Genomic DNA, 23,030 nt, shown 5'->3' with positions numbered 1-23,030 from the left:
TGAAAATCTTAAGATTAATTAACTTTTATTTGAAATTTAAAGATAGATTAAAATTCTATCTTTGCCTTTTACAAAAATACCACTTTAACTTGAAATATTTTTTACAACTTTCTTATAATGGTGCAGCTTATCATGGTTGGCAGAATCAACCAAACGCTATTACGGTACAAGAAGTTATAGAAAAAGCGTTGTCTGTTTTACTTAAAGAAAAAACACCGATTGTTGGTGCAGGTCGTACAGATGCTGGAGTTCATGCTTCTCAAATGTATGCCCATTTTGATACGGAAGTTGTCTTTTTAGAAACAGAATTAGTCTATAAATTAAATGCTTTGCTGCCCAAAGATATTGCAATTCAAAATATTTTTAAAGTAATTGAAGATGCACACGCTAGATTTCATGCGGAAAGCCGAGAATATTTGTACCGAATTGCACTCAAAAAAGATGTTTTTAATTCGGAGCAATCGTATTACGTAAGGCCTAAATTAGATATTGTTAAAATGCAGGAAGCATCTCGAATTTTATTGCAGTATAAAGATTTTCAATGCTTTTCTAAAACGAATACAGATGTAAAAACGTATAATTGTGATATTACACGCGCCGATTGGAAATTGGTAAATCAAGAACTACAGTTTACCATAAAAGCAGATCGTTTTTTGCGAAATATGGTACGAGCAATCGTTGGTACTTTAGTTCGTATTGGTTTAGGAAAAATAGAAGTAGAATCCATGCATGATATCATTAAATCTAAAAACAGAAGTAAAGCTGGCTATTCTGTTCCAGCACATGCCCTTTATTTAATAGAAGTGGCATATCCAGAGTCTATAAAATATGATAAATAAAAAACAAGATAAAATATTAGATGTCGGACTTTTAAAACGTCTAACGTATTACATAAAGCCGTATAGAACGGTCTTTATTGGTGTGTTTTTAGCAGTTGTTTTATTAGCCGCTTTTAGTGCTGCAATTCCGTATTTAACACAGTATGTGATTGATAATAATATTATTAAGCAAGATGCAGAAGGGTTTCTGTTGTTAATATTAATTATGATTGGTTTGTTAATCGCGCAAACCGTCTTTCAATTATTTTTTATTTATTATGCTGGCTGGCTTGGGCAAAATGTGGTTAAAGATATTCGTGTAAAATTATTTAATCATTTGCTTCAATTTAAAATGAAGTATTATGATAATTCTTCGGTTGGCGTTTTAATTACAAGAGCGGTGACAGATATGGAGCGTATTGCCGATATTTTTGGGGAAGGTTTATTTATGATTTTTAGAGACCTATTAACTATGGTGGTGGTTTCTGCAGTGATGGTTTTTATGAATTGGAAACTAAGCCTTATTGTTTTTGCTATGCTTCCGTTAGTATTGTATGCGACTAGAGTTTTTCAGAAATATATGAAACGCGCTTTGGAAGAAGTACGTACCGAAATTTCAAATCTAAATTCCTTCGTACAAGAACGCGTTACAGGAATGAAAATATTACAACTTTTTACCAGAGAAGATACCGAGTCTAAAAACTTTAAAGCAATTAACGAAAGACATAAAAAAGGATGGCTAAAAACCGTTTGGTATAACTCTATTTTCTTTCCTATTGCAGACCTTTCTTCTTCGATAACTATCGGACTTATTGTTTGGTATGGTGGATTGAATGCGGTGGCAGATAATACCGTTTCCCAAGGAGATTTGTTTGCATTTATTATGTTTATTCCTATGCTTTTTAGACCATTACGCCAAATTGCAGATAAGTTTAATACGCTTCAAATGGGAATGGTAGCTGCTAATAGAGTGTTTAAAATTTTGGATACCACATCGCAAATTGATGATGCAGGAACGCAAGAAGTTTCTTCTTTTAAAGGAAATATAGAATTCAAAAAGGTGCACTTTAGTTATGTGGAAGATGAAGAAGTTCTAAAAGGAATTTCTTTTAGCGTAAAGGCAGGAGAAACCGTTGCTATTGTTGGAGCAACAGGAGCAGGGAAATCTACGATTATTAATTTATTGAATCGTTTTTATGAAATTAATAGTGGTACCATTACTATTGATAGTTTTAATATTAAAGCGCTTACATTAGCTTCATTACGTGCTAAAATAGCAGTGGTTTTACAAGATGTATTTTTGTTTGCAGATACGGTTTTAAATAATATTACTTTAAATAATCCGGAAATTACCGAAGCGCAAGTGCAGCGTGCCGCAAAAGATATTGGGATTCACGAGTTTATTATGAGTTTACCTAATGGCTACCAATATAACGTAAAAGAAAGAGGCGCAATGCTTTCTTCTGGACAACGACAATTAATTTCGTTTTTAAGAGCGTATGTTACCAATCCTAGTATTTTAATTTTAGACGAAGCTACTTCTTCTGTAGATTCCTATTCGGAACAATTAATACAAAATGCTACCGATAAAATTACCAAAGGAAGAACCTCTATCGTAATTGCTCACCGACTTGCAACCATTAAAAAAGCCGACAAAATTATTGTTATGGATGCTGGGAAAATTGTGGAAGAAGGAACACATCAAGAACTACTTCAAAAGAAAGATGGTTATTACCGAAATCTATACGAAGTGCAGTTTATGAAAGCCGAAGAGGTTTAAAACTTGAAATCTAGGTTAAATACTTTGATTAAAACAAAAACAACAATAAAGAAAGTTATCATTATAACAAGGAATATAAATAAAAAAGCAATCAATACTAATAGTATTCTTAATAATAAAGCGCCAAATTTTAAATTAAAAAGACGTTTAAAAATATAGGCAAGATAAAAAATAGAAAGCACAGTTAAAATAGTGCTAGTTGTAAGAAAATCAATCCCAAAAAACAATAATAGAATAGTAATTAGCGAAGTTACAATAATAACTTGCCCAGAATAATAAAGGTTAACTACTACATGTTCTGTGTAATTATAAGTTCTGTTTTTTGAAATATAGAAAGCAATCCAAGTAGCAAAGGCAGTAAAAGGAATGGTAATAATATATAATAAACTTTGATAATTACTAATTATTTTTTGAAACTGTTCCTGTGATTTTATAAAATCTTCCGGGGATTCAAATCCAGAAGCAGCCGATTTGTTAAAAGAGGATAAATCAAACGCATCTTTAAAAAAAGTATTCATTATAAATAACTGTAAACCAAAAACAGTTAACGAAACAGCAAAATAGCTAATAACATTTACATACTTCTTTCGTGTTCCATCAATATAACAGCCAATTACAGCTTCGGGCTTTGTAAATAAATGAATAAATGTTTGAAGAAACTTATTGTCATAGTTAAAAAAGGTTTCCGTAAAATGTTCAAAAAGATTTTTAATAGTTAGCCGATTCCGAATCACTTTTGCGCCACAACTATTGCAAAAATCATCGGTTTCGTTTAAAAAAGTATCGCAGTTTTTACAAGTCATATTATGCTAAATCTTTCTTTATTATTTCTACTAGGTCTTCGGTGTCTTTAAACATAACAAATGCACCACCTTTAAAATACGAAATCTGTCCTGTTTCCTCACTAACAGCCAAAGCCAATGCATCCGTTTTTTCGGTAATTCCAACTGCTGCTCGATGGCGTAAACCAAAACGCTGTGGTAAGGTTTTTTCATTATTTACGGGTAAGATTACTCGTGTCGCTTTGACTACATTGTTTTCAATAATAATGGCGCCATCATGTAATGGGCTATTTTTAAAAAAGATACTTTCTATAATAGGTTGCGTAACTTCAATATTCATTAAATCTCCGGTAGCTTTTAAAAAGTCAAGACTGTTATTATGTTCTAAAACAATAAGTGCTCCAGTTCTAGAAGCTGCCATTTTAGTACATGCCGCTATAATGGTTTCTATATCGGTACCATCACTAGTTTCGGTTTGTAAGAACTTTAGTTGTTTGAAGAATTTTTTTCTACTTCCAAAATTGGTAGAACCAATCATAAGTAGAAATTTTCTAATCTCTTGTTGAAAAACCACAATAAGTGCAAACATACCAACGCTAATAAAACCACCAAGAATATTACTTAAAAGCTGCATTTGAAGTGCTTGTGTGATTTTCCAAATAATATAAATAATTACAATCCCGATAAAAATATTAATGGCAACGGTGCCTTTTACCAATTTGTAGACATAGTAGAGTAGCAGTGCAACTAGAATAACATCTATAAAGTCTATTGCTGTGAATTTTAAAAGGTCATCAAATATTTCCAAAGGTCGGGGGTTTTTGTAAATTTAGTAAAATAAGATTAATAAATAAATTCGTTGGTAGAAACCATAGGTCCGTCTGCATCAAAGTCTAGGAATAGCGATTTGATACTAATATATTCTTGGAAACTTAAATTTCTATTAAAATGCAAGTTTATAGTAAAACCACTAGAATCGAAATCAAACCCATTCGAAAATTTTATTGTTTTGATATCCGAAAGAATGCCATCTATAATAGTCTTATCAGTGTTTACGGTTTCTGGTAAAAAAGATTGAATGAATATCTCTTCCATATTGTTTACCATAACATCCACTACAAAAATAGTTTTTTCTATTTCAGCGTCTTTTTCGTCTGCGTAGGTTTTATAATCCACATTTGTAAAGTCCAAAAAACCTAAGTTTTTAATACTTGTATTATTACAGGTGTAATAGTTTTTTACGCCTTCTTTTTTATGACTAGAATTCTTTTTTTTGTCTTGTAAAAAAATAATTTGCGGAATCACTTGATCTAGCGTTAATCTTTTATCCACGTTAACTAGCCAATTGGTGGTGCTGATTAAATTTTTTCTATTGAGCTCTAAGCTATCCGGTTTTGTTTCGTCATAAAAAATATATGCAGGCGAAATATCTAATACTTCTGTGGTTTTAGTATTGCTTATTTCTGGTAATTGGATTGCTTTTTCCGTACCGCAAGAGGTAATAAGAATTAAAATAAATACGTAAAATAAATGTTTCATTAATCGTTAAGTTGGTCTGTTAATTTAATAGTTTCTATAGCTTCTTTTACATCGTGAACACGTAAAATATTTGCTCCTTTTTGTAAAGCAATGGTATTTAAAACGGTGGTTCCGTTTAAAGCTTCTTGCGCTGTGTTTTCTAAAGTTTTGTAAATCATAGATTTTCTAGAAATTCCTGCAAGTATTGGGAATTCTAATATTTTAAGAAGTTCTAAATGTTTCAAGACTTCAAAATTTTGTGGGGTGTTTTTTGCAAATCCAAAACCAGGATCTATAATTATATCTTTAATACCACGTTTTTTAGCCTCGGAAACTCTTTCCGAAAAGTAAAAAATAAGATCTTTCATGATATGCTTATAATCGGTTTGCTCTTTCATGGTTTGCGGCGTACCTTTCATATGCATCATAATATAAGGAACTTGTAAATTAGCCACCGTTTGCAACATGTCTTTGTCTAGTTTTCCAGCCGAGATATCATTAATTAAAGCAGCTCCAGCTGTAATAGATTGTTTTGCAACTTCACTTCTAAACGTATCTATAGAAATTATTATTTCAGGGAATTCCTCCATTAATAATGCTATAATGGGAAGCAAACGTTTTAATTCTTCTGCTTCACTAATATGCGTTGCATTTGGTCTAGAACTGTAGGCGCCAATATCGATAAAAGTGGCTCCGTTATTAATCATGATTTCCACTTGCGATAAAATTTCGCCTTTATTTTTATATTTTCCGCCATCATAAAAAGAATCTGGAGTAAGATTCAATATGCCCATTACTTTGGGAGTTGCTAAATCGATGAGTTTGCCTTTGCAATTTATTGTCATATGCATTTCCTGCGCAGGCAGGAATCTCTTTTTAGGTTATATATTATTCCGTTTAGCAAAAGTATTCGTGGCAGAAGTAAAACTTTAAAACCCGAAACTTTGAACTCTGAACTATTTATGCGAAATTTACGGAAAATTGATTTTGAACTCATCTTGATTTTTTGTTTTTAACCGAAAATGAAATAAAAATTTTTTAGATGAGATACTTTTTATAAGGCATAGTATATCTATACACAATAAAAGTAACAAAATATAAATGAATTTTAATCATTTTTTAGGAAATAGAAAAAACCAATATGAGTTCATTAGATATGCAAGATACTTCAAAACAATATGACGCGGTAGTAAATACGTGCAGAAGCTTATTTATTAATAAAATGTCGGATTACGGAAGCGCTTGGCGAATACTTCGTTTACCATCGCTTACGGATCAAATTTTTATAAAAGCACAACGCATTCGAAGTTTGCAACAAAACGAGGTTAGAAAAGTAGATGAAGGAGAAGTAAGTGAGTTTATTGGTATCATTAACTATAGTATCATGGCGCTAATTCAGTTAGAAAAAGGAGTTGTAGAACAACCAGACTTATCTACCGAGGAAGCGACAATACTCTATGATGATAAAGTTGCTATTACCAAACAGCTTATGGAAGATAAAAATCATGATTATGGCGAAGCTTGGCGAGACATGCGTGTGAGTAGTTTAACGGATTTAATTTTACAAAAATTACTTCGTGTAAAGCAAATTGAAGACAATGCCGGAAAAACTATTGTTAGTGAAGGTATAGACGCTAATTATCAAGATATGATTAACTACGCTATTTTTGCTATGATTCATTTGAAAGAATAAATAAATTAAATAACAAATTTCAAAAACTAAATTCCAAAGAAATTAGGAATAATTATATTAACTAAATGTCACCTTGAGCGCAGTCGAAAGGTCTTTATATTTATGAAATACTTAGTGCACCTTTGCAGAATCCTAGTTGGAGGATTATTTATATTTTCAGGATTAATAAAACTAAATGATCCATTAGGTTTCTCGTATAAATTACAGGAATATTTTAGTGCAGACGTTTTAAATCTGCCATTTTTAGAACCTTATGCTTTAGGGATTTCTGTATTGGTAGTCGTTCTAGAAGTGGTGTTAGGAGTCTTTTTACTTATCGGTTATAAACCAAAATTTACGGTCTGGAGCCTTTTTGCCATGATTGTATTTTTTACATTCTTAACTTTTTACGCTTGGTATTTTGATAAAGTAAAAGATTGTGGATGCTTTGGTGATTTCTTACCAATGAAACCAATAGAGAGCTTTATCAAAGACTTAATATTACTAGCGTTAATTGTAGTTTTACTCATTGGGTTGCGACATGTAAAACCATTATTAGGTAAATTCCCGACAACCATTTTAGCGCTTTTAGGCTTTTTAGGAAGTCTTTGGTTTGGTTATTACGTGTTAATGCATTTACCAACTTGGGATTTTAGAGCGTATAATGTTGGTGCTAATATTCAAGAAGGAATGGAAACGCCAGAAGATGCACCAAAAGCAATCGTAGAATATGCTTGGAAATTTAATGTAAATGGCGAAGAAAAAATTATAACAACCAACGGAAGCTATCCAACGGTAGACGGTGAATATATTGACGTAGAAACTAATATTATAGATGAAGGATATGATCCTCCAATTAAAGACTTTTCTATAGAAAGCGATGATGAGAATTTAACCGAACAATTTTTAAATGAAGATCATCTTATCCTGATAATCTCGTATAATTTAGAAACTGCGGAAGCTTTAGGAATGCAGGCAATAAAAGCAGCAACAGATAAAGCGATTAAAAATGGATATACTGTTATTGGTTTAACAGCATCTGGATCAGACGTAAAGCTAAAAACAAATGCAGCGTATAATCTGGATTTCGATTGGTATTTATGTGATGAAAAAGCACTTAAAACAGTCGTTCGTGCTAGTCCTGGAATTGTAAAGTTGAAGAAAGGAACCGTTACTCAAAAACTACATTGGAATGATATTGACGATTTAGAATTGCCAGTTGTTGAAAGAAAACCAGCTCCTAAAACAAAAGAAGATTTCGCTACAACTTTATTCTTAATAGATAATGAAATTGCTACAAAAGAAGATGCAGATGCGCTAGATGCAGATGCTATTGAAAAAATGAATGTTATTAAAAGAAGAGCTGATGGTGATGTTTTAGATTCTATTAATGTTGTAAATAATACTTCTTATGAATCGTTAGTAGAGATTATATTGAAAAAATAAGACAACGTCACTTCGAGTGAAATTGCTTTTTTTGCGATTTTGTATCGAGAAGCGCAGTGATTCGTGAAGCATGAACGAATTGTATCGAGAAGCGCAGTGATCTCTAGGGAAGGAATAATTTGTATCGAAAAACAAAACAACAATTAACAAAACCACTTATTGATAAGTTATTTACTAAATAAAATCGGTTATGCAATACTCACCTTATTTGGGGTAGTAACCGTTATATTCTTTTTGTTTAATATACTTCCTGGAGACCCAGCACAAATGATGCTTGGTCAAAATGAAGATAGCGAGCAGTTAGCATTAGTAAAACAAAAGTATGGTTTCGATAAGCCTATTGGGACACAATATTTGTACTATTTAAATGATTTGTCGCCTATTTCGTTCCACGCTAAAAATGAAAATAATTATACCTATTTAAGAAAAAACAAATACACAGCCACCAAACTGTTTTCTATTGGTAATACCACTACCGTTTTAAAATTCCCATATCTAAGAGAATCCTTTACTAAACAAGGTAAAAAGGTTAGTCAGGTGTTAGCAGAAACTTTGCCAAATACGTTTGTTTTAGCCGTTTCGGCAATCGTAATAGCAATGCTTCTCGGTGTGTTTTTAGGAATTATTTCTGCATTAAAAAAAGATACCTTTTTAGATAAAGCGATTCAAATATTTAGTACCATTGGTATGTCTGTTCCTTCGTTCTTTTCGGCTATATTATTCGCTTGGCTATTTGGTTATGTATTGCATAAATACACCAATTTAGAAATGACAGGAAGCCTATATGAATTGGATGATTATGGTGAAAAATTCAACCTGAAATTAAAAAACTTAATCCTTCCGGCAATCGTTTTAGGGATTCGTCCATTGGCAGTTATTATTCAATTAATGCGAAATTCGTTATTAGAAGTTTTTAATCAAGATTACATTCGCACAGCTAGAGCAAAAGGTTTGAGTGAGTTTCAAATCATTAAAAATCATGCAATCAAAAACGCATTAAATCCTGTGGTAACTGCAATTTCCGGTTGGTTTGCATCGATGCTTGCTGGCGCTGTTTTTGTAGAATATATTTTTGGTTGGAATGGCTTAGGAAAAGAAATTGTAAATGCATTAAACACCTTAGATTTACCTGTAATCATGGGTTCTGTATTAATTATTGCAACACTTTTTGTAATTATTAATATTTTTGTCGACATAATTTATACTTGGTTAGATCCAAAAGTGAATTTAAAATAAAATAACTTTAATAAAAGCAGATAATAACTCTTTTCCTTTTTTCAAGGGAAGGTGGCTTCATTTTTAATAAAAGAAATGAAGTTGGATGGGTTTTGTCTATTTAAAAAGAAGAAATTATCCTCAATTGCAAAAAATAAAACATGAAAAAACACCTACTAATATTCCTTGTTAGCATCCTATTTATTAGTTGTAAAGCGCAAGAAACACCTACACAATTTTCAGAAGAAGCATTAAATTTTAATTTTATTTCTTCCGAAGGAGAGAATATTTATTTCAAAAATATTTTAGAAAAACATAAAGGAAAAACCATTTTAATAGATGTTTGGGCATCTTGGTGTGGCGACTGTTTAAAAGGAATGCCAAAAGTAAAAGCATTGCAAGAATCGAATAGCGATGTGGTGTTTATATTTCTATCTGCCGATAGATCGCTGGAAAGTTGGAAAAAAGGAATTGAGAAGTATCAAGTGAAAGGCGAGCACTATTTTATGGCAAAAGGAATGAAGAGTGATTTTAGTAAATCTATTGACTTAGATTGGATTCCACGGTATCTAGTTGTCGATCCTCAGGGACACATAAAATTACATAGAGCTATAAAAGCTGACGATACAAAGCTGTTACAAGCATTAAATTAGTTACTTTTGTTGTATACGTAAATTAGACAACATGAGAAAAAACATAGTAGCAGGAAACTGGAAGATGAATAATGATCTTTCACAGACAGAAACCTTAATAACAAGCCTTAAAAACCAAAAGCAAACTTCTAATGCAGAAGTTATGGTTGCGCCAACATTTACAAACCTTTGGCATGCATTTGAAGCATTAAGAGAAAGTAATATCGAGGTGGTTGCACAAAACATGCACTTTGCAGAAAATGGCGCGTACACAGGAGAAGTTAGTGCTTCCATGTTACAAAGTGTTGGTATACAAACTGTGATTTTAGGACACTCAGAACGTCGTGCGTATTTTCATGAATCGGATGAGTTACTAGCCAAAAAAGTAGATACAGCTTTAGTAAATAACATGCGAGTTATCTTTTGTTTTGGTGAAGAATTAGCAGATAGAAAAGGGAACAATCACGAAAATATAGTAGCATCTCAAATAAAGAATGCTTTATTTCATTTAGATGCAACAGCTTTTAAAAACATCGTCTTGGCTTATGAGCCTGTTTGGGCCATTGGTACTGGTGAAACAGCGAGTCCAGAGCAAGCACAAGATATGCATGCATTTATAAGAAAAACGTTAGCGGATACATATGGTAATGATGTAGCGCAGTCTGTTTCTATTCTTTATGGAGGAAGTGTTAAACCGGCAAATGCGAAAGAGATTTTTTCTAAGCCAGATGTAGATGGCGGATTAATTGGTGGAGCAGCGCTTAAAGCGGAAGATTTTTACGCTATAGTAAATGCGTTTTAAATGGGGAAAGCATCCATAAAAAGACTTTTAAGAAATTTAGGTATTATTAGAGTATCAGACAATTTGAGATATCAAGTTGTGAAAATTCGTAATAAAACCGAAAATAGTAAATTTGTAAAAGAAAACCCAGGTGTAAACCTACCACCAGATTACTTATTATACGAATCGCATCTTTTAAACTATAGCGAGTATATTAAAAATGGAATTATTGATGCTACAGCGCTAAAAGAATTATTAGAAAAACATATCGATTTAAACGGAAAAAAGGTTTTAGATTGGGGCTGTGGTCCAGCAAGAGTTATCAGGCATTTTCCAGATTTGTTGCCAGCAACTACTTTTTATGGAACAGATTATAATGCCGAGAGTATTGCATGGAATTCAAAGTATATTAAAAATGTGCAATTTCATAGTAATGCTATAAACCCGCCAACAAGTTTTAAAGAAAATACTTTTGATGCCATTTATGGGTTATCCATTTTTACCCATTTATCTAAAGAAAATCATAGTAATTGGATTCATGAGTTGCATCGAATAGCAAATACAAATGCCATATTAATTATTACAACACATGGCGAAGCATTTAAAGAAAAGTTGATTAAAAAGGAACAACTTAAATTTGAAGCGAATGAATTGGTGATTCAAGCAAATACATTAGAAGGTCATAGAACGTATGCAGCATATCATCCTCCAAAATTAATGAAAAAGATGTTTGAAGGTAAGTTTACCATCATGGATCATATTGCAGGTAGAAAAGAAGATTGGGGAACCTCTCAAGATTATTGGATTATTAAAAAGCTTTAAATTTAGAATTACCTTATTTTATTTTAGTTATATATTTTAGAAAAACATGTCAAACACAATATATTTAGGCTTCTACTTTAAAGTAGAACCGTTACAGCCAGGAACAGAAATCTTAATAGCAGAATTAGGCTATGCAGGATTTGAAAGTTTTGTGGAAACCGAAGAAGGCGTTACCGCATACATTCAAAAAGAAGAATGGAAAGAAGATATTTTAAATGATATTCAGATATTAGATTCTGAAGAATTTACAATTACACATACTTCTGAAGAAATAGAACCAACCAACTGGAATGAAGAATGGGAAAAGAATTTTAACCCAATTGTTGTAGATAAATTATGTTCTGTTCGTGCCCCTTTTCATGAAAAACCAGATACAGAATTTGATATTATAATAGAACCTAAAATGAGTTTTGGTACAGGACATCATGAAACGACACACATGATGCTGCAACATATACTTCAAAATGATTTTAAAGGAAAAACGGTTTTAGATATTGGTTGTGGTACAGGAGTTTTGGCAATTCTAGCAGAAAAAAAAGGAGCAATACAATTAGATGCAATAGATATCGATAATTGGTGTTATTTAAATAGCGTAGAAAACGTAGAACGTAATGACTGTCACAAAATCACCGTTTTTGAAGGAGATGCAAGTTTAATAAAAGGGAAAAGTTATGATGTCATTATAGCCAACATAAACAGAAACATCCTTCTAAATGATATGGAAGCATATGCGAAGTCATTAAATAAGAATGGAATACTTTTTTTAAGCGGATTCTATAATAATGATATTCCTACAATTGAAGCAGCATGCAACAAGCATATGTTAAAGTTGGACGAAAAATTGGAAAAAAACAAATGGGTTTCGCTAAAATTCATAAATTAGTAAAACCAAATTGCCTTAATAATGAGTACAAAAGAAAAAATACAGGAACAAACTCAGGTAGATACTAAAGAACAGAATCTTAATGAAATAGTGGTCTATAACGATGATGTAAATACATTTGATCATGTTATCGATACCCTTATTTATGCTTGTGATCACTCACCAGAACAAGCAGAACAATGTGCTATTCTTGTACATTATAAAGGACAATGCACAGTAAAAACAGGTGTTTATGATGAATTAGAACCTCGTTGCACTATGTTGTTAGATGCTGGGCTAAGCGCAGAAATTATTTAATTACTTCTAGAAATAAATTTCAAATTAGAACATTCAAATTATTACTCGTATTTTTGTAAAATGGAGGAAGAGCAGGTAATTCTTGTAAACGAAAATAACGAACAAATTGGCTTAATGCCAAAATTGGAAGCGCATGAAAAAGCAGTATTGCATCGTGCATTTTCGGTTTTTGTATTTAATGATGCCAATGAGCTCATGTTACAACAACGTGCTTTAGGTAAATACCATTCGCCAGCACTTTGGACCAACACATGTTGTAGTCATCAACGTGATGGAGAAAGTAATATACAAGCAGGAAAAAGAAGATTACAAGAGGAAATGGGTTTTGTAACAGAATTAGAAGAATCTATTTCTTTTATTTACAAAGCGCCTTTTGATAATGGTTTAACAGAACATGAATACGATCATATATTAATCGGTAAATACAACCAAACACCAAATATTAATCCAGACGAAGTTGCAGACTGGAAATGGATGCCTTTAGAATCTGTTAAAGAAGATATTGCAAACCATCCCGAAATATATACCGCTTGGTTTAAAATTATTTTCGATAAATTCTACCAACACATAAACATTGCGCAAAAATGAAAGTAACGGTTAGTAGAAAGGCACATTTTAATGCAGCACACAGACTGTATAGAAAAGATTGGAGTGATGAGAAAAATACCGCAGTTTTTGATAAATGTAGTAACCCCAACTTTCATGGTCATAATTATGAACTTATAGCAAGTGTAACAGGAGAAATTGATCCAGAAACAGGTTACGTAATTGATATTAAAGTTTTAAAAGATATTATTAAAACAGAAGTAGAAGACGCTTTTGATCATAAAAACTTAAATATCGAAGTGCCAGAATTTAAAGACTTAAATCCTACGGCAGAAAATATAGTAGTAGTCATTTACAATAAAATTAAAAAACAATTAGCATCAAACTTAGCACTAGAGGTTACACTTTATGAAACGCCTAGAAATTTTGTAAGCTACTCTGGAATATAGATGTTGAATATGTTAATATACCCTATAAAGTTTCGACCCATTTTAAAAGAAAAAATTTGGGGAGGACAAAAACTTAAAGAACTTTTAAATAAAGAAAGTGATTTGCCAAATATTGGTGAAAGCTGGGAAATTAGTGATATAGAGAAAGATATTTCTATCGTCAGTAACGGTGTTTTAAAAGGAAAAACTTTAAAAGAGCTTTTAGAAATTTACAAAGCAGATTTAATAGGAAAGAAAAATTACCGTGTTTTTGGTAATACATTTCCGTTGTTAATTAAATTTATAGACGCCAAAAAAGATTTATCTATTCAGTTACATCCAAACGATACTCTTGCTGCTAAGCGACATAATTCCTTCGGTAAAACAGAAATGTGGTATGTTTTACAAGCCGAAGAAGATGCAAATCTAATAGTAGGCTTTAATCAAGAAATGACTCCGGAAAAATATGTAAAGCATTTAGAGGCCAAAGCACTTCCAGAGATTTTAAATTTTGAGAAAGTAGAAGAAGGAGATTCGTATTTTATAGAAGTAGGGCAAGTACATGCTATTGGAGCAGGAGTACTACTAGCAGAAATACAACAAACAAGTGATGTTACCTACCGAATATACGATTGGGACAGGTTAGATAATAAAGGCAATCTAAGAGAGTTACACAATGATTTAGCAATAGATGCTATTAACTTTAGAAAGCAAGATGATTTTAGGGTGCGTTACTCTAAAACGGAAAATGAGGAAAACCAAATGGTAGATTGTCCCTATTTTACGACAAATTATTTAGAAATAACAAAGACCATTAAAAAAGAAAATAAAGTAGATTCCTTTATTATTTATATGTGTGTATCTGGTGAAGCAGAAATAAAAACAGAGCAATTTAACCAAATAATTACAAAAGGAGAAACCGTATTACTTCCGGCAGCAATTAAAACGTATCAAATTAGTTCTAAAAAAGCTAGACTATTAGAAGTTTATGTTTAATTTTGCAGGAAATTAAAATTTTACATTATGGCAAATAAAAGAATCCTAAAAAAAGACATAAACTATGTGTTAGGAGATATTATTGAAGCAGTTTACGTTTGGGAATATGCAAATCCTGCAAAAGACGCAAAAGGAAGCGAAAAAATTATTGATGAAGCTATTGCAACATTTGACGAATTAATTTCAAAAGTTAATGATAGAAGTGTTGAAAACAAAAAGGCTCATTTTAAGGCTATTAACCAAGAGTTAGAAACTAAAGGTCTTGCACTAATTGAAAAAATTAATAAATTAGGATAAATTTGTTGTAAAAATATTTGCAAATATGTTCTACAAGATTATATTTGCATTCGTTTTTCGCCGATGTAGCTCAGCTGGCTAGAGCAGCTGATTTGTAATCAGCAGGTCGTGGGTTCGAGTCCCTCCATCGGCTCTTTAAAAAACCTCTCATTTTTTTGAGAGGTTTTTTTATGCGATATGTTTTGGGGCGAGAAGTTTATCCTGAGCGTAGTCGAAGGGAGTCCCTCCATCGGCTCTTTAAAAAACCTCTCCTTTTTTTGAGAGGTTTTTTTATGCGGTACATTTTGGGGCGAGAAGTTAGTCTATAACGTAGCGGATAAGAGTTGCTCGATAGGCTATTTAAAGCCACTCTTCTTTTAGATAATCTTTTTTTAGTCCTTTGGTATACCAGATGGAAGTATTCCTCTCACGTGTAGCAATAAAAAATCCCAAACATTGCTGTTTGGGATTTTGAATGTATACTAAAAGTTATTTTTTTAGTTTCTTTTCTTTCTCTCGATTATAAAAGCTTCCAATTCTTTACCGTATTTAGATGCTTTTACTTTTGGTGTTAAAACATTATTTATAGTATCTAACCATTTTGTTTGTGCATCTGCAATTTCAGATAGTGCTAAATAAGGAGCAATTTCATTGTCTTTATTTGCTATTGCAAAGTTTACGGTATATAAGTACTTGCTTTTTACTAAACTGTTATAGGCTTTTGTATTGGCAATAATTTTAGCAGTATCATTAGCTACTTTTGCATCAAACTCTTCTTTTATAAGATTCAGGTTTCTGTCGTTAAAACGAGACATTACCAATAGATACTCTTCTAAAGCTTTTTGCTGCTTAGAACCTTTGATTTTAGCGTCCATACCAAAATTTTTCACACTAGTAGTAATTTCTGTAATTCCTTTATCTGCAAAAAAGGAAATAGTTTCATCATCGCTAGTATTCTTGTTTAATTGTAAGAAATACATTTCAGGAGTTTCTAAAGTGCTATTAAAAACAATTGGAGCTTCGCCTTGAATAACTAAAGAGTCTACGGTTATAATAGTGGTGTCTTGTGCTTTTTTTAGATAAACGGTTCCTTTTTTTAATCCCTTGATATTAACTTTTATAGTTAAATCTTGCTCTTTTCCACAAGAAAAAAGAATTGCTAATGCGAGTACAAATATTGTTTTTTTCATTTAAGCTGAATTTATTTCAGAATGATTTCCGTGAAAACGAAAACCTATATCGTGTTATTTTTAAGATGCGCAAATATGCTATAAATAATTAATAAATGCTAGCCAGCTGCTGCTATTTGCATTAAAATAGTACAACCAATTGCCGCAATAGTACCAACGGCATAACCAAATACTGCGAGAAGTACACCAACGGTTGCTAAGGATGGGTGGAAGGCAGAAGCCACAATTGGTGCAGAAGCTGCTCCACCAACATTTGCTTGACTACCAACAGCCAGAAAGAAATAAGGGGCTTTTATAAGTTTTGCTACTAGAATTAATAGGATGGCATGAATGGTCATCCATACGACACCAATTGCTATTAAGCCTACATTGTCAAAAATCATGGTTAAATCCATTTTCATACCAATAGAAGCTACTAATATGTAAATAAAAATACTTCCTATTTTGCTTGCCCCAGCACCTTCGTAGTTTTTGGCTTTGGTATACGATAAGATTATGGCAATAAGTGTTGAAATACTTATCATCCAGAAGAAAGAAGATCCTAAAAAGGTAAGCATGTTTCTTGTGGTAGCAGATGCTATTCCTGCGACGGCATTTTTAAAAAATGGAGCTAAAAATCCGGAACATAAATGGGCAAAACTAACAGCGCCAAATGCGATCGCTAGAATGATCATGTAATCTGTTAAGCTTGGATTTCTTTTTACACTTTCTGTAAAGGACGATACTTTTTCTTTAAGCGCTTCAATAGAAGCAGTATCTGCTTTAAGCCATTTATTAATTCGGTCTCGTTTACCAATACCAATAAGTATAATTGCCATCCAAATATTGGCAACTACTATATCAACAAAGACCATTCCTCCATATAGTTTTTGGTTATAGCCATAAATTTCTAACATGGCTGTTTGGTTTGCACCTCCACCAATCCAGCTTCCTGCAAGCGTTGATAATCCTCTCCATACTGCATCTGGACCAATACCACCAACCGTTTCTGGAGAAACCATGGAGATTAGTAATATAGCAATTGGACCTCCAATTATAATTCCTATCGTTCCTGTGAAAAACATAATAAGGGCTTTCCAACCTAAGTTGAAAACGGATTTTAAATCGATACTTAGCGTCATTAATACCAACGCTGCGGGAAGTAAATAGCGACTCGATACATGATAAATACTAGATTTATGACTCACTATTTCACCAGCGGTATCTACCGTTTCCCACTCTGGAGAAATGAAACCAAAAGATGTTAAAACGGCAGGTAGCATATATGCCATAAAAAGTCCTGGCACAATTTTATAAAATTTGGACCAAAATCCTGTTTTAATATTTTCGGTATAAAATACAAAGCCTAGCGCAAGCATTAAAAAGCCAAATACTATTGCATCATTTGTAATTAGAGGTGTGTTTTCCATGTTCGTTAGTTTATACACGCAAAATACCAAATTAAATGGGAATTTTAGAAGTTTGGCACGAGATTTGAAATATACTTTTCAGTTACTATGAGAAGCTTTTTAGAGTGTGGTTACTTTTAATAAAAGTGTAGTAACTAATTTTTGGTTGGTTAGTTAGGAAAAGCATTCTTCGGAATGCTTTTCTTTTTTTATACCATGTATTCAAAATATAGAATAGGAATAGGAATAGGAATAGGAATAGGAAAGAACTTGTTATAACTTCCTCATTTCAATTCCTTTTATCCAACCTATATTAGAGGTATAGAATTTAATTTTAGTTTTTACCACGCTATTTGATTTGTCCCGTGGTGATTTACTTATATATCGTGCTTTAGAATTATTGAGGTCTAGGGTGTATATGTTGTCAAAATCGGTATTAGAATTTGTAGTAAATGAAATATTTTTTTTTGTTACTGTCCAAGTTCCTTTTCCATATTTGTTGGACTCGGGAGTATTTGCTTGTAAATGGTATGTGTAGGAATGAAATGTAAATGTGCCGTTTGGTTGTAGCGAGAGTGTATATTTAAAATTTGCGTTTGTGGTATCGACAATCCAAACGTATTCTCCTGCAAATTGTTCAGATTGTGAAAATACATTTAAAGAGATAATAGCTATTAGTATGAAAAAAGCCTGCTTCATTTTTAGTTTATAAAAGTGATAATACTAGAAATCACATCCGGATTTATTTTTCTAAAAGACTCATTATACGATTTAGAGTTTTCTAAAGTACCGCCTGCAATAGTAAATAAAATATGATTCATATTTTCTATAATTTTAATTTCTGCCTTTGGGTTGGCTTCTTTTAAAAGATTTGCTTCTGCAGTAGTCACTTGTAAATCTTTTGTGCCATTTATAATAAGTATTGGCATGTTTAATTCTTTAATTTTTTCCGTAGGATTATATTGTATCCAGTTACTCATAAAAGGTTGTAAGCTAATATCAAAAACGGAAGCTAAAGCAGGAGGATAGTCTGGTGTTGTTTTGTTTTCTTTTAAAATGGCAAATACTTTTTTAGAGTCTTCGGTATACATTGCCATGTTTTTTTCTATTTGCTCTTGAATAACGGCATCTATCGATTGTCCGGCTCCAGCTAAAGAAATAAAACCATCTGCTTTATCTTTGGCAGCAAGCATACCAACTAAACTACCTTGGCTATGACCAATAATGTATATTTTTGAAAAATTATTTTTTTCTTTGAAGTAATCTAGTACAGAAACGGCATCCGTAATAAAATCATCAAACATAATATTTTTGTCTACTTTTCCTTTTCGGATTTGTTTCACGATACGTTTATCATATCGAAAGGATGCAACTCCTTGGTTAGATAATCCTTCCGCTAGCTTTTTTAAGGAGTTATTCATTAAGAAATTTTGATTTCCATCTCTATTCGTTGGACCGGAACCTGCGATAATAATTGTTAATACCGATTTACTATTGTCTATAGGAGTTAAAAGTGTACCATCAATTAATTCATTAATAGCAATTTCTTCCGCAGTAAAAAGCTTGTCTTGTCCAAAAAAACGACAAGTAATGAATATGGTAAGAATTAAAAGTTTCAATTTCATGGGTAAGATTTTAATGTTTTTTGCTAAAAAAGAATACTAAATAGTATCTATAACGTAAAATTAGATGAAATTAATCTACATAAAGCAAAAATAATTAGATTCTTTTATAATGTTAACATATGTGTTTTATCGATTTTTTAATGATTTTGACCGCTAAATGTTAAAAAAACACGCATTTCAACGAATATAAATACTTTTAAACGTTAACTATGGGATATAATTCTATATTTGAGGTGTACTAATAACACACTTTTAGTATAATGGATTAATTAATTAATATTTGCATTATGTTGTTGATACTAGAGACCCTAAATCATACCATAATATAATATGCAAATTACAAGAACAGAGGTTGAGGGACCTCTGTTTTTTTTATGCAATAATTCTAAAAGTTAGATTAATTCTTTCTCCAATTTCTTTCTTTGTTTTGGTATTTGATGAAGCCAATTTTCTTGCGTGGCACCTTTTATAAGGAGTAAATTACCATGTTCTAGATTTATTTTAAGCTTGTGTGCTTAATGTCCTAACTGTAACAAAAGTCTAGATAATTCGTCACATATATAAACGAACTATTTTATGAAATTAATAAAACGAATTACAATATCTATCGGGATTTTAATACTAATTGGATTTCTTTTTTTAGGTTTAAAATTTGGAACAAAGTATTACAAATCTTATCAAAATTCGGAATCATTAACCAATACAACTCTAGATTATAAAATTAGCGTTGACGACTACAAGAATTCATACAATCTAAAAAATGGAGCTATTATATCTAAAAAAATAATAAACCTTTCAGAAATACCACCGATTTGGAATAGCATCTCTGAAAATAATTCTTTAACAAAAAACTATAAATATTTAGATAACATTAATTTTTATGTTATTCTTTATAAGAGTGATTCTCTATTAGTTAATGGAATAATTGCTGAACCCAAAAAAGAAGGCAAATTCCCTGTAATTATTTTTAATAGAGGAGGAAATAAAGAAGTTGGAAAAATGGCTAAAGCAAAAACGCTTCATTCTTTAATACAATCGGCTTCAAAATTAGCAGACCAAGATTATTTAGTTATAGCCAGCTGTTATAGAGAAAATGATGAGTTTGGAGGTAATGACATTAACGATGTTCTAAATTTAACAGAAACGATTAAAACAATTAAAAAAGCAGATTCAAGTCGTATTGGAATGTTTGGATGGTCAAGAGGCGGAATGATGACTTACCTATCTCTTAGATATAGTAATCTAATTAAAACCGCAGTAATTGGAAATGGACCATCTGATTTAGAAAAATTAATTATTGACAGACCTGAAATGGAAAGTTTAGTATGTGCTAAACTAATTCCAAATTATAAAGAAAACAAAAGGGAAGAATTAAAAAACCGTTCTGTTTCTTATTGGGCTAATGAATTAGACAAAAATGCTAGTTTACTTATTCTTTGCGGAACCGAAGATCAGCAAGTAAACCCTAATCAAGCTGACATAATAGCTGATAAGTTGACTAAAATAGATTATGATTTTAAGCTTGAGAAAGTAAAAACTGATCACAAGTTTTCTAATAAAAAAGATGAGCTAAATAAGTTATTAATTAATTGGTTCAAAGAAAAATTATAAAAATACTAAGCACAACACCATGTATATTTAATTGCTTGGTTCTCGCCTATTCGGAAAATCTTTGCAGATTTTCTATTCCGTTTTTGTTGACTAAATTATACACGCCACTAAGCATACAAAAACACGTTCTTTTATTGTTTTATGTTTTAAATGAAAAGATCGAGTAGCGCCAAAGCGCACCGAAGCTATTATTAGCTGTTTACCCAATTCTTTTTTCATTATCTGCATACCAACCGTTACTATCTTTTCCGTCGCGATTTAAGTTTGCTAAACAGGTAGTAAAATGTGTATTACAGGTAGTTCCTATATGTTGCTTAATATCTAAAAGGGCTTTTGTGAAAGTTTTAGGTTGCATGGTGATGTTAGAATAGGAGTAGGCTTTGCTATTGTTTGCGTATAATACAGTAAGTCTAGGTTGGGCATGTGTTTTACCAAAGAGTGTTATGGCATCTTGTTGCCAAGCAATCGTTTTTAACAAAGTTTTAAAATATGCATTCGCTTCTGTTGGATGAAAACATTCCGGATAGTAAATTACTTCTCCATCTTTTAAAGGTGATGTTATGGCATCATTGAAAAGCAAAATATTTATCGTTTAAAAATTAATTTTTCTAAATTAGCATTTAAAGATTCTAAAATGAAAATTAAGGTTATTTTTTTACTGTTTCTACTTCCATTGTCTGTTTTTGCACAATTACCAGAAGGTTTTGTTTATGTAGACGAAGTGATTCCTGATATACAATTAGAGCTGCGTTATTGCTTGAACAATAATTTTGTTGGCCAACCAGTAGATGGTTACAACGCTGAGGTTTGCATACTTACTAAACCAGCTGCTTATGCTTTAAAAAAAGTACAAGAAGATCTAAGAAAAGATAGTTTGTCTTTAAAAGTATTTGATTCGTATAGACCGCAACAGGCAGTAAATCATTTTTCAAAATGGGCAAAAAATGTGAATGATACTTTAATGAAACAACAGTATTACCCAAATGTAGATAAACGTAATTTGTTTAGAGACGGTTATATAGCATCACGTTCTAGACATAGTAGCGGTAGTACTATAGATCTCACTATTGTAGATTTAAAAACTGGAAAAGAGCTAGATATGGGAACGCCTTATGATTATTTTGGAGAAGCTTCTTGGTATCTACATGAAGATTTAACGACAACACAAAAAGCCAATAGAGCCGTATTGCATAATATAATGAGTACCCATGGTTTTAGACATTACCCAAAAGAATGGTGGCATTTTACGTTGCGAGGTGAACCTTATAAAAATCAGTATTTTGATTTTCCTGTGGAGTAATTTACTCTTCCTCTTTATACACCTGCAATCCTAAACCAATCGCATAATTATTTAAACCAGCTTTTAAAAGATTGGAATCTTGAATGTTTTCTTTATCAAATAAAACCCATTGGTTATTGTTTAAAAACACACGTTTTACGAATGTTTTTGGCGTTTTAATTTTATCAGTAAAAGGTAAAAGAGGTCTAAAAGTGGTCGATACCTTTATAATGCCACGTGCTGTTTTTACTTCTCTGTATTTTTTATTTGGTAATAGTTTTCCAGCTTTATCTGTATAGCCCAAAACCTGAAGCGAAACATACATACCATCTTTAGGTATAAAAATATTATTGCTAGAAACATCGACTTCAAAGATACTTTCACTCGCTTCTGTTACTCTAAAAATTATTTTATCGTAGGTTAAAACATCGCCTGGAAATCCGTTGTTGTTTTCATAAAACTGTACGCGAAATAAAGTAGAAAACGGAAGTTTATTAGACGTTTTTGTTTTGCGTTTACTCCAATCTTTTGCTTCTACTTTTATTGGTAAAAGTAAAGTGCTTACTTTTTTTGGTTTCGCAGGGTTTTCATTTTCAAAATAAACTGCGATTTCACTTTCTATGGTTGGCAACCAACATTTATAATAATCATCGTGAACGGTTGGTTTTAAGGTTTCCGATTTCGATTTACCTTTTGGTGTGTAGCGTAAAAGTACTTCGTCTAATGCATCTTGAAAGGCATCTAGTTCCAATGTATCTGTAAGATTGACAGTTGCCACTTTTGCGTTTTTATATCCTAAAGCAGAAATAAAAAGCGTGTCTATATCTGCATATAGTTTTTTTGTAAAGGTGAATTTACCTTCGTCATCGGCAAAGATTCCATTTCCATTTCCAAAGGAAACGGTAGCATAAGACACCGGATTTCTATTTTCTTTGTCTACAATTGTAGTTTGACTAAAAGCAATGCTGCTTAGTAAGTAGGTAAATAATACAATTAGGTTTTTTGTCATTTTGTTTTTGATATAATTTGCTTGTTCCTCAAAATT

At 31.8% G+C, this 23,030-nt stretch carries 26 protein-coding genes and 1 tRNA gene; 17 read left to right on the top strand and 10 right to left on the bottom strand.

The window, feature by feature from the left end:
• The first annotated feature begins 89 nt into the window (after window positions 1-89).
• Window positions 90-839, top strand: a complete 750-nt coding sequence (gene truA / locus ACVCXO_RS03620; protein ID WP_452228231.1) for a tRNA pseudouridine(38-40) synthase TruA — start codon at window positions 90-92, stop codon at window positions 837-839.
• The gene (locus ACVCXO_RS03615) at window positions 829-2,598 is read left to right on the top strand and encodes an ABC transporter ATP-binding protein (protein WP_452228230.1); all 1,770 of its coding nucleotides are present in this window, start codon (window positions 829-831) and stop codon (window positions 2,596-2,598) included. Before truA ends, ACVCXO_RS03615 begins: the two co-directional genes overlap by 11 nt.
• On the opposite strand, the gene ACVCXO_RS03610 is transcribed toward ACVCXO_RS03615, so the two are convergent.
• Genes ACVCXO_RS03610 through folP form a run of 4 tightly spaced genes read right to left on the bottom strand, consistent with a single transcriptional unit; the run spans window position 2,595 to window position 5,743 of the window.
• A complete protein-coding gene (locus tag ACVCXO_RS03610; RefSeq protein ID WP_452228229.1) occupies window positions 2,595-3,401 on the bottom strand; it encodes a DUF3667 domain-containing protein in 807 nt (268 codons plus the stop codon). The two genes, ACVCXO_RS03615 and ACVCXO_RS03610, sit on opposite strands and share 4 nt — an antisense overlap.
• A 1-nt stretch (window position 3,402) precedes the next feature.
• Window positions 3,403-4,188 (bottom strand): diadenylate cyclase, encoded by a 786-nt coding sequence (locus tag ACVCXO_RS03605; RefSeq protein WP_452228228.1) that lies wholly within the window; start codon window positions 4,186-4,188, stop codon window positions 3,403-3,405.
• Window positions 4,189-4,223: 35 nt separating this feature from the next.
• The gene (locus ACVCXO_RS03600) at window positions 4,224-4,919 is read right to left on the bottom strand and encodes a hypothetical protein (RefSeq protein ID WP_452228227.1); all 696 of its coding nucleotides are present in this window, start codon (window positions 4,917-4,919) and stop codon (window positions 4,224-4,226) included.
• Window positions 4,919-5,743 (bottom strand): dihydropteroate synthase, encoded by an 825-nt coding sequence (gene folP, locus ACVCXO_RS03595; protein WP_452228226.1) that lies wholly within the window; start codon window positions 5,741-5,743, stop codon window positions 4,919-4,921. Before folP ends, ACVCXO_RS03600 begins: the two co-directional genes overlap by 1 nt.
• A 311-nt stretch (window positions 5,744-6,054) precedes the next feature.
• Between folP and ACVCXO_RS03590 the strand changes: the two genes are divergently transcribed.
• The 13 genes from ACVCXO_RS03590 to ACVCXO_RS03530 all read left to right on the top strand — a co-directional run bounded on the left by ACVCXO_RS03590 (window position 6,055) and on the right by ACVCXO_RS03530 (window position 15,046).
• Window positions 6,055-6,591: a DUF1599 domain-containing protein gene (locus tag ACVCXO_RS03590; protein WP_452228243.1), complete on the top strand. Its 537-nt coding sequence runs from the start codon at window positions 6,055-6,057 to the stop codon at window positions 6,589-6,591.
• Window positions 6,592-6,693: 102 nt separating this feature from the next.
• Complete coding sequence (locus tag ACVCXO_RS03585) at window positions 6,694-8,016, top strand: BT_3928 family protein (protein ID WP_452228225.1); 1,323 nt, start codon at window positions 6,694-6,696, stop codon at window positions 8,014-8,016.
• 159 nt (window positions 8,017-8,175) lie between these two features.
• Window positions 8,176-9,252: an ABC transporter permease gene (locus ACVCXO_RS03580; protein WP_452228224.1), complete on the top strand. Its 1,077-nt coding sequence runs from the start codon at window positions 8,176-8,178 to the stop codon at window positions 9,250-9,252.
• Window positions 9,253-9,392: 140 nt separating this feature from the next.
• Window positions 9,393-9,884 carry a TlpA family protein disulfide reductase gene (locus ACVCXO_RS03575; protein WP_452228223.1) on the top strand — a complete coding sequence of 164 codons (492 nt, stop codon included), beginning with the start codon at window positions 9,393-9,395 and terminating at the stop codon, window positions 9,882-9,884.
• Between the two features lie 31 nt (window positions 9,885-9,915).
• Window positions 9,916-10,665: a triose-phosphate isomerase gene (tpiA, locus tag ACVCXO_RS03570; RefSeq protein ID WP_452228222.1), complete on the top strand. Its 750-nt coding sequence runs from the start codon at window positions 9,916-9,918 to the stop codon at window positions 10,663-10,665.
• Complete coding sequence (locus ACVCXO_RS03565) at window positions 10,666-11,466, top strand: class I SAM-dependent methyltransferase (RefSeq protein ID WP_452228221.1); 801 nt, start codon at window positions 10,666-10,668, stop codon at window positions 11,464-11,466.
• Between the two features lie 46 nt (window positions 11,467-11,512).
• Window positions 11,513-12,349 (top strand): 50S ribosomal protein L11 methyltransferase, encoded by an 837-nt coding sequence (prmA, locus tag ACVCXO_RS03560; RefSeq protein WP_452228220.1) that lies wholly within the window; start codon window positions 11,513-11,515, stop codon window positions 12,347-12,349.
• A gap of 21 nt (window positions 12,350-12,370) precedes the next feature.
• Window positions 12,371-12,646, top strand: a complete 276-nt coding sequence (locus ACVCXO_RS03555; RefSeq protein WP_452228219.1) for an ATP-dependent Clp protease adaptor ClpS — start codon at window positions 12,371-12,373, stop codon at window positions 12,644-12,646.
• 60 nt (window positions 12,647-12,706) lie between these two features.
• Complete coding sequence (gene idi, locus ACVCXO_RS03550) at window positions 12,707-13,234, top strand: isopentenyl-diphosphate Delta-isomerase (RefSeq protein ID WP_452228218.1); 528 nt, start codon at window positions 12,707-12,709, stop codon at window positions 13,232-13,234.
• Complete coding sequence (locus ACVCXO_RS03545) at window positions 13,231-13,641, top strand: 6-pyruvoyl trahydropterin synthase family protein (RefSeq protein ID WP_452228217.1); 411 nt, start codon at window positions 13,231-13,233, stop codon at window positions 13,639-13,641. Before idi ends, ACVCXO_RS03545 begins: the two co-directional genes overlap by 4 nt.
• Before the next feature lie 9 nt (window positions 13,642-13,650).
• Window positions 13,651-14,616 carry a type I phosphomannose isomerase catalytic subunit gene (locus ACVCXO_RS03540; RefSeq protein ID WP_452228216.1) on the top strand — a complete coding sequence of 322 codons (966 nt, stop codon included), beginning with the start codon at window positions 13,651-13,653 and terminating at the stop codon, window positions 14,614-14,616.
• A 27-nt stretch (window positions 14,617-14,643) separates the two neighbouring features.
• Window positions 14,644-14,913, top strand: a complete 270-nt coding sequence (locus tag ACVCXO_RS03535; protein WP_452228215.1) for a hypothetical protein — start codon at window positions 14,644-14,646, stop codon at window positions 14,911-14,913.
• Window positions 14,914-14,972: 59 nt separating this feature from the next.
• Window positions 14,973-15,046, top strand: a tRNA-Thr gene (locus ACVCXO_RS03530).
• 343 nt (window positions 15,047-15,389) lie between these two features.
• Here ACVCXO_RS03530 and ACVCXO_RS03525 read toward each other — a convergent pair.
• The 4 genes from ACVCXO_RS03525 to ACVCXO_RS03510 all read right to left on the bottom strand — a co-directional run bounded on the left by ACVCXO_RS03525 (window position 15,390) and on the right by ACVCXO_RS03510 (window position 19,095).
• Window positions 15,390-16,082 (bottom strand): DUF4369 domain-containing protein, encoded by a 693-nt coding sequence (locus tag ACVCXO_RS03525; protein ID WP_452228214.1) that lies wholly within the window; start codon window positions 16,080-16,082, stop codon window positions 15,390-15,392.
• 98 nt (window positions 16,083-16,180) lie between these two features.
• Entirely contained in the window at window positions 16,181-17,491 is a 1,311-nt protein-coding gene (locus tag ACVCXO_RS03520) for a DUF819 family protein (protein ID WP_452228213.1), read from the bottom strand.
• Window positions 17,492-17,743: 252 nt separating this feature from the next.
• The gene (locus ACVCXO_RS03515; protein ID WP_452228212.1) at window positions 17,744-18,169 is read right to left on the bottom strand and encodes a hypothetical protein; all 426 of its coding nucleotides are present in this window, start codon (window positions 18,167-18,169) and stop codon (window positions 17,744-17,746) included.
• A gap of 2 nt (window positions 18,170-18,171) precedes the next feature.
• Window positions 18,172-19,095: an alpha/beta hydrolase gene (locus ACVCXO_RS03510; protein ID WP_452228211.1), complete on the bottom strand. Its 924-nt coding sequence runs from the start codon at window positions 19,093-19,095 to the stop codon at window positions 18,172-18,174.
• A gap of 576 nt (window positions 19,096-19,671) precedes the next feature.
• Between ACVCXO_RS03510 and ACVCXO_RS03505 the strand changes: the two genes are divergently transcribed.
• Window positions 19,672-20,706 (top strand): alpha/beta hydrolase family protein, encoded by a 1,035-nt coding sequence (locus tag ACVCXO_RS03505; RefSeq protein WP_452228210.1) that lies wholly within the window; start codon window positions 19,672-19,674, stop codon window positions 20,704-20,706.
• A gap of 199 nt (window positions 20,707-20,905) precedes the next feature.
• Here the strand turns inward: ACVCXO_RS03505 and ACVCXO_RS03500 are convergent, their stop codons facing one another.
• Window positions 20,906-21,286 carry an alpha-ketoglutarate-dependent dioxygenase AlkB family protein gene (locus ACVCXO_RS03500; protein WP_452228209.1) on the bottom strand — a complete coding sequence of 127 codons (381 nt, stop codon included), beginning with the start codon at window positions 21,284-21,286 and terminating at the stop codon, window positions 20,906-20,908.
• 54 nt (window positions 21,287-21,340) lie between these two features.
• Here ACVCXO_RS03500 and ACVCXO_RS03495 point away from each other — a divergent pair, with 54 nt between their 5' ends.
• Window positions 21,341-22,006: a M15 family metallopeptidase gene (locus ACVCXO_RS03495; protein WP_452228208.1), complete on the top strand. Its 666-nt coding sequence runs from the start codon at window positions 21,341-21,343 to the stop codon at window positions 22,004-22,006.
• 1 nt (window position 22,007) lies between these two features.
• On the opposite strand, the gene ACVCXO_RS03490 is transcribed toward ACVCXO_RS03495, so the two are convergent.
• Complete coding sequence (locus ACVCXO_RS03490; protein ID WP_452228207.1) at window positions 22,008-22,994, bottom strand: hypothetical protein; 987 nt, start codon at window positions 22,992-22,994, stop codon at window positions 22,008-22,010.
• Between the last annotated feature and the right edge of the window lie 36 nt (window positions 22,995-23,030).

This window comes from Lacinutrix sp. MEBiC02404 (assembly GCF_053601575.1).
This window is presented reverse-complemented; position numbering and strand designations above follow the sequence as displayed.

What these genes read in the sequence shown, in the direction of transcription:
- ACVCXO_RS03615 (WP_452228230.1), top strand. Translation starts at nt 829, where the DNA reads ATGATAAATAAAAAACAAGATAAAATATTAGATGTCGGACTTTTAAAA.
- ACVCXO_RS03610 (WP_452228229.1), bottom strand. Translation starts at nt 3,401, where the DNA reads ATGACTTGTAAAAACTGCGATACTTTTTTAAACGAAACCGATGATTTT.
- ACVCXO_RS03600 (WP_452228227.1), bottom strand. Translation starts at nt 4,919, where the DNA reads ATGAAACATTTATTTTACGTATTTATTTTAATTCTTATTACCTCTTGC.
- folP (WP_452228226.1), bottom strand. Translation starts at nt 5,743, where the DNA reads ATGACAATAAATTGCAAAGGCAAACTCATCGATTTAGCAACTCCCAAA.
- ACVCXO_RS03590 (WP_452228243.1), top strand. Translation starts at nt 6,055, where the DNA reads ATGCAAGATACTTCAAAACAATATGACGCGGTAGTAAATACGTGCAGA.
- ACVCXO_RS03585 (WP_452228225.1), top strand. Translation starts at nt 6,694, where the DNA reads ATGAAATACTTAGTGCACCTTTGCAGAATCCTAGTTGGAGGATTATTT.
- ACVCXO_RS03575 (WP_452228223.1), top strand. Translation starts at nt 9,393, where the DNA reads ATGAAAAAACACCTACTAATATTCCTTGTTAGCATCCTATTTATTAGT.
- tpiA (WP_452228222.1), top strand. Translation starts at nt 9,916, where the DNA reads ATGAGAAAAAACATAGTAGCAGGAAACTGGAAGATGAATAATGATCTT.
- ACVCXO_RS03565 (WP_452228221.1), top strand. Translation starts at nt 10,666, where the DNA reads ATGGGGAAAGCATCCATAAAAAGACTTTTAAGAAATTTAGGTATTATT.
- prmA (WP_452228220.1), top strand. Translation starts at nt 11,513, where the DNA reads ATGTCAAACACAATATATTTAGGCTTCTACTTTAAAGTAGAACCGTTA.
- ACVCXO_RS03555 (WP_452228219.1), top strand. Translation starts at nt 12,371, where the DNA reads ATGAGTACAAAAGAAAAAATACAGGAACAAACTCAGGTAGATACTAAA.
- idi (WP_452228218.1), top strand. Translation starts at nt 12,707, where the DNA reads ATGGAGGAAGAGCAGGTAATTCTTGTAAACGAAAATAACGAACAAATT.
- ACVCXO_RS03545 (WP_452228217.1), top strand. Translation starts at nt 13,231, where the DNA reads ATGAAAGTAACGGTTAGTAGAAAGGCACATTTTAATGCAGCACACAGA.
- ACVCXO_RS03540 (WP_452228216.1), top strand. Translation starts at nt 13,651, where the DNA reads ATGTTAATATACCCTATAAAGTTTCGACCCATTTTAAAAGAAAAAATT.
- ACVCXO_RS03535 (WP_452228215.1), top strand. Translation starts at nt 14,644, where the DNA reads ATGGCAAATAAAAGAATCCTAAAAAAAGACATAAACTATGTGTTAGGA.
- ACVCXO_RS03525 (WP_452228214.1), bottom strand. Translation starts at nt 16,082, where the DNA reads ATGAAAAAAACAATATTTGTACTCGCATTAGCAATTCTTTTTTCTTGT.
- ACVCXO_RS03520 (WP_452228213.1), bottom strand. Translation starts at nt 17,491, where the DNA reads ATGGAAAACACACCTCTAATTACAAATGATGCAATAGTATTTGGCTTT.
- ACVCXO_RS03515 (WP_452228212.1), bottom strand. Translation starts at nt 18,169, where the DNA reads ATGAAGCAGGCTTTTTTCATACTAATAGCTATTATCTCTTTAAATGTA.
- ACVCXO_RS03510 (WP_452228211.1), bottom strand. Translation starts at nt 19,095, where the DNA reads ATGAAATTGAAACTTTTAATTCTTACCATATTCATTACTTGTCGTTTT.
- ACVCXO_RS03505 (WP_452228210.1), top strand. Translation starts at nt 19,672, where the DNA reads ATGAAATTAATAAAACGAATTACAATATCTATCGGGATTTTAATACTA.
- ACVCXO_RS03495 (WP_452228208.1), top strand. Translation starts at nt 21,341, where the DNA reads ATGAAAATTAAGGTTATTTTTTTACTGTTTCTACTTCCATTGTCTGTT.
- ACVCXO_RS03490 (WP_452228207.1), bottom strand. Translation starts at nt 22,994, where the DNA reads ATGACAAAAAACCTAATTGTATTATTTACCTACTTACTAAGCAGCATT.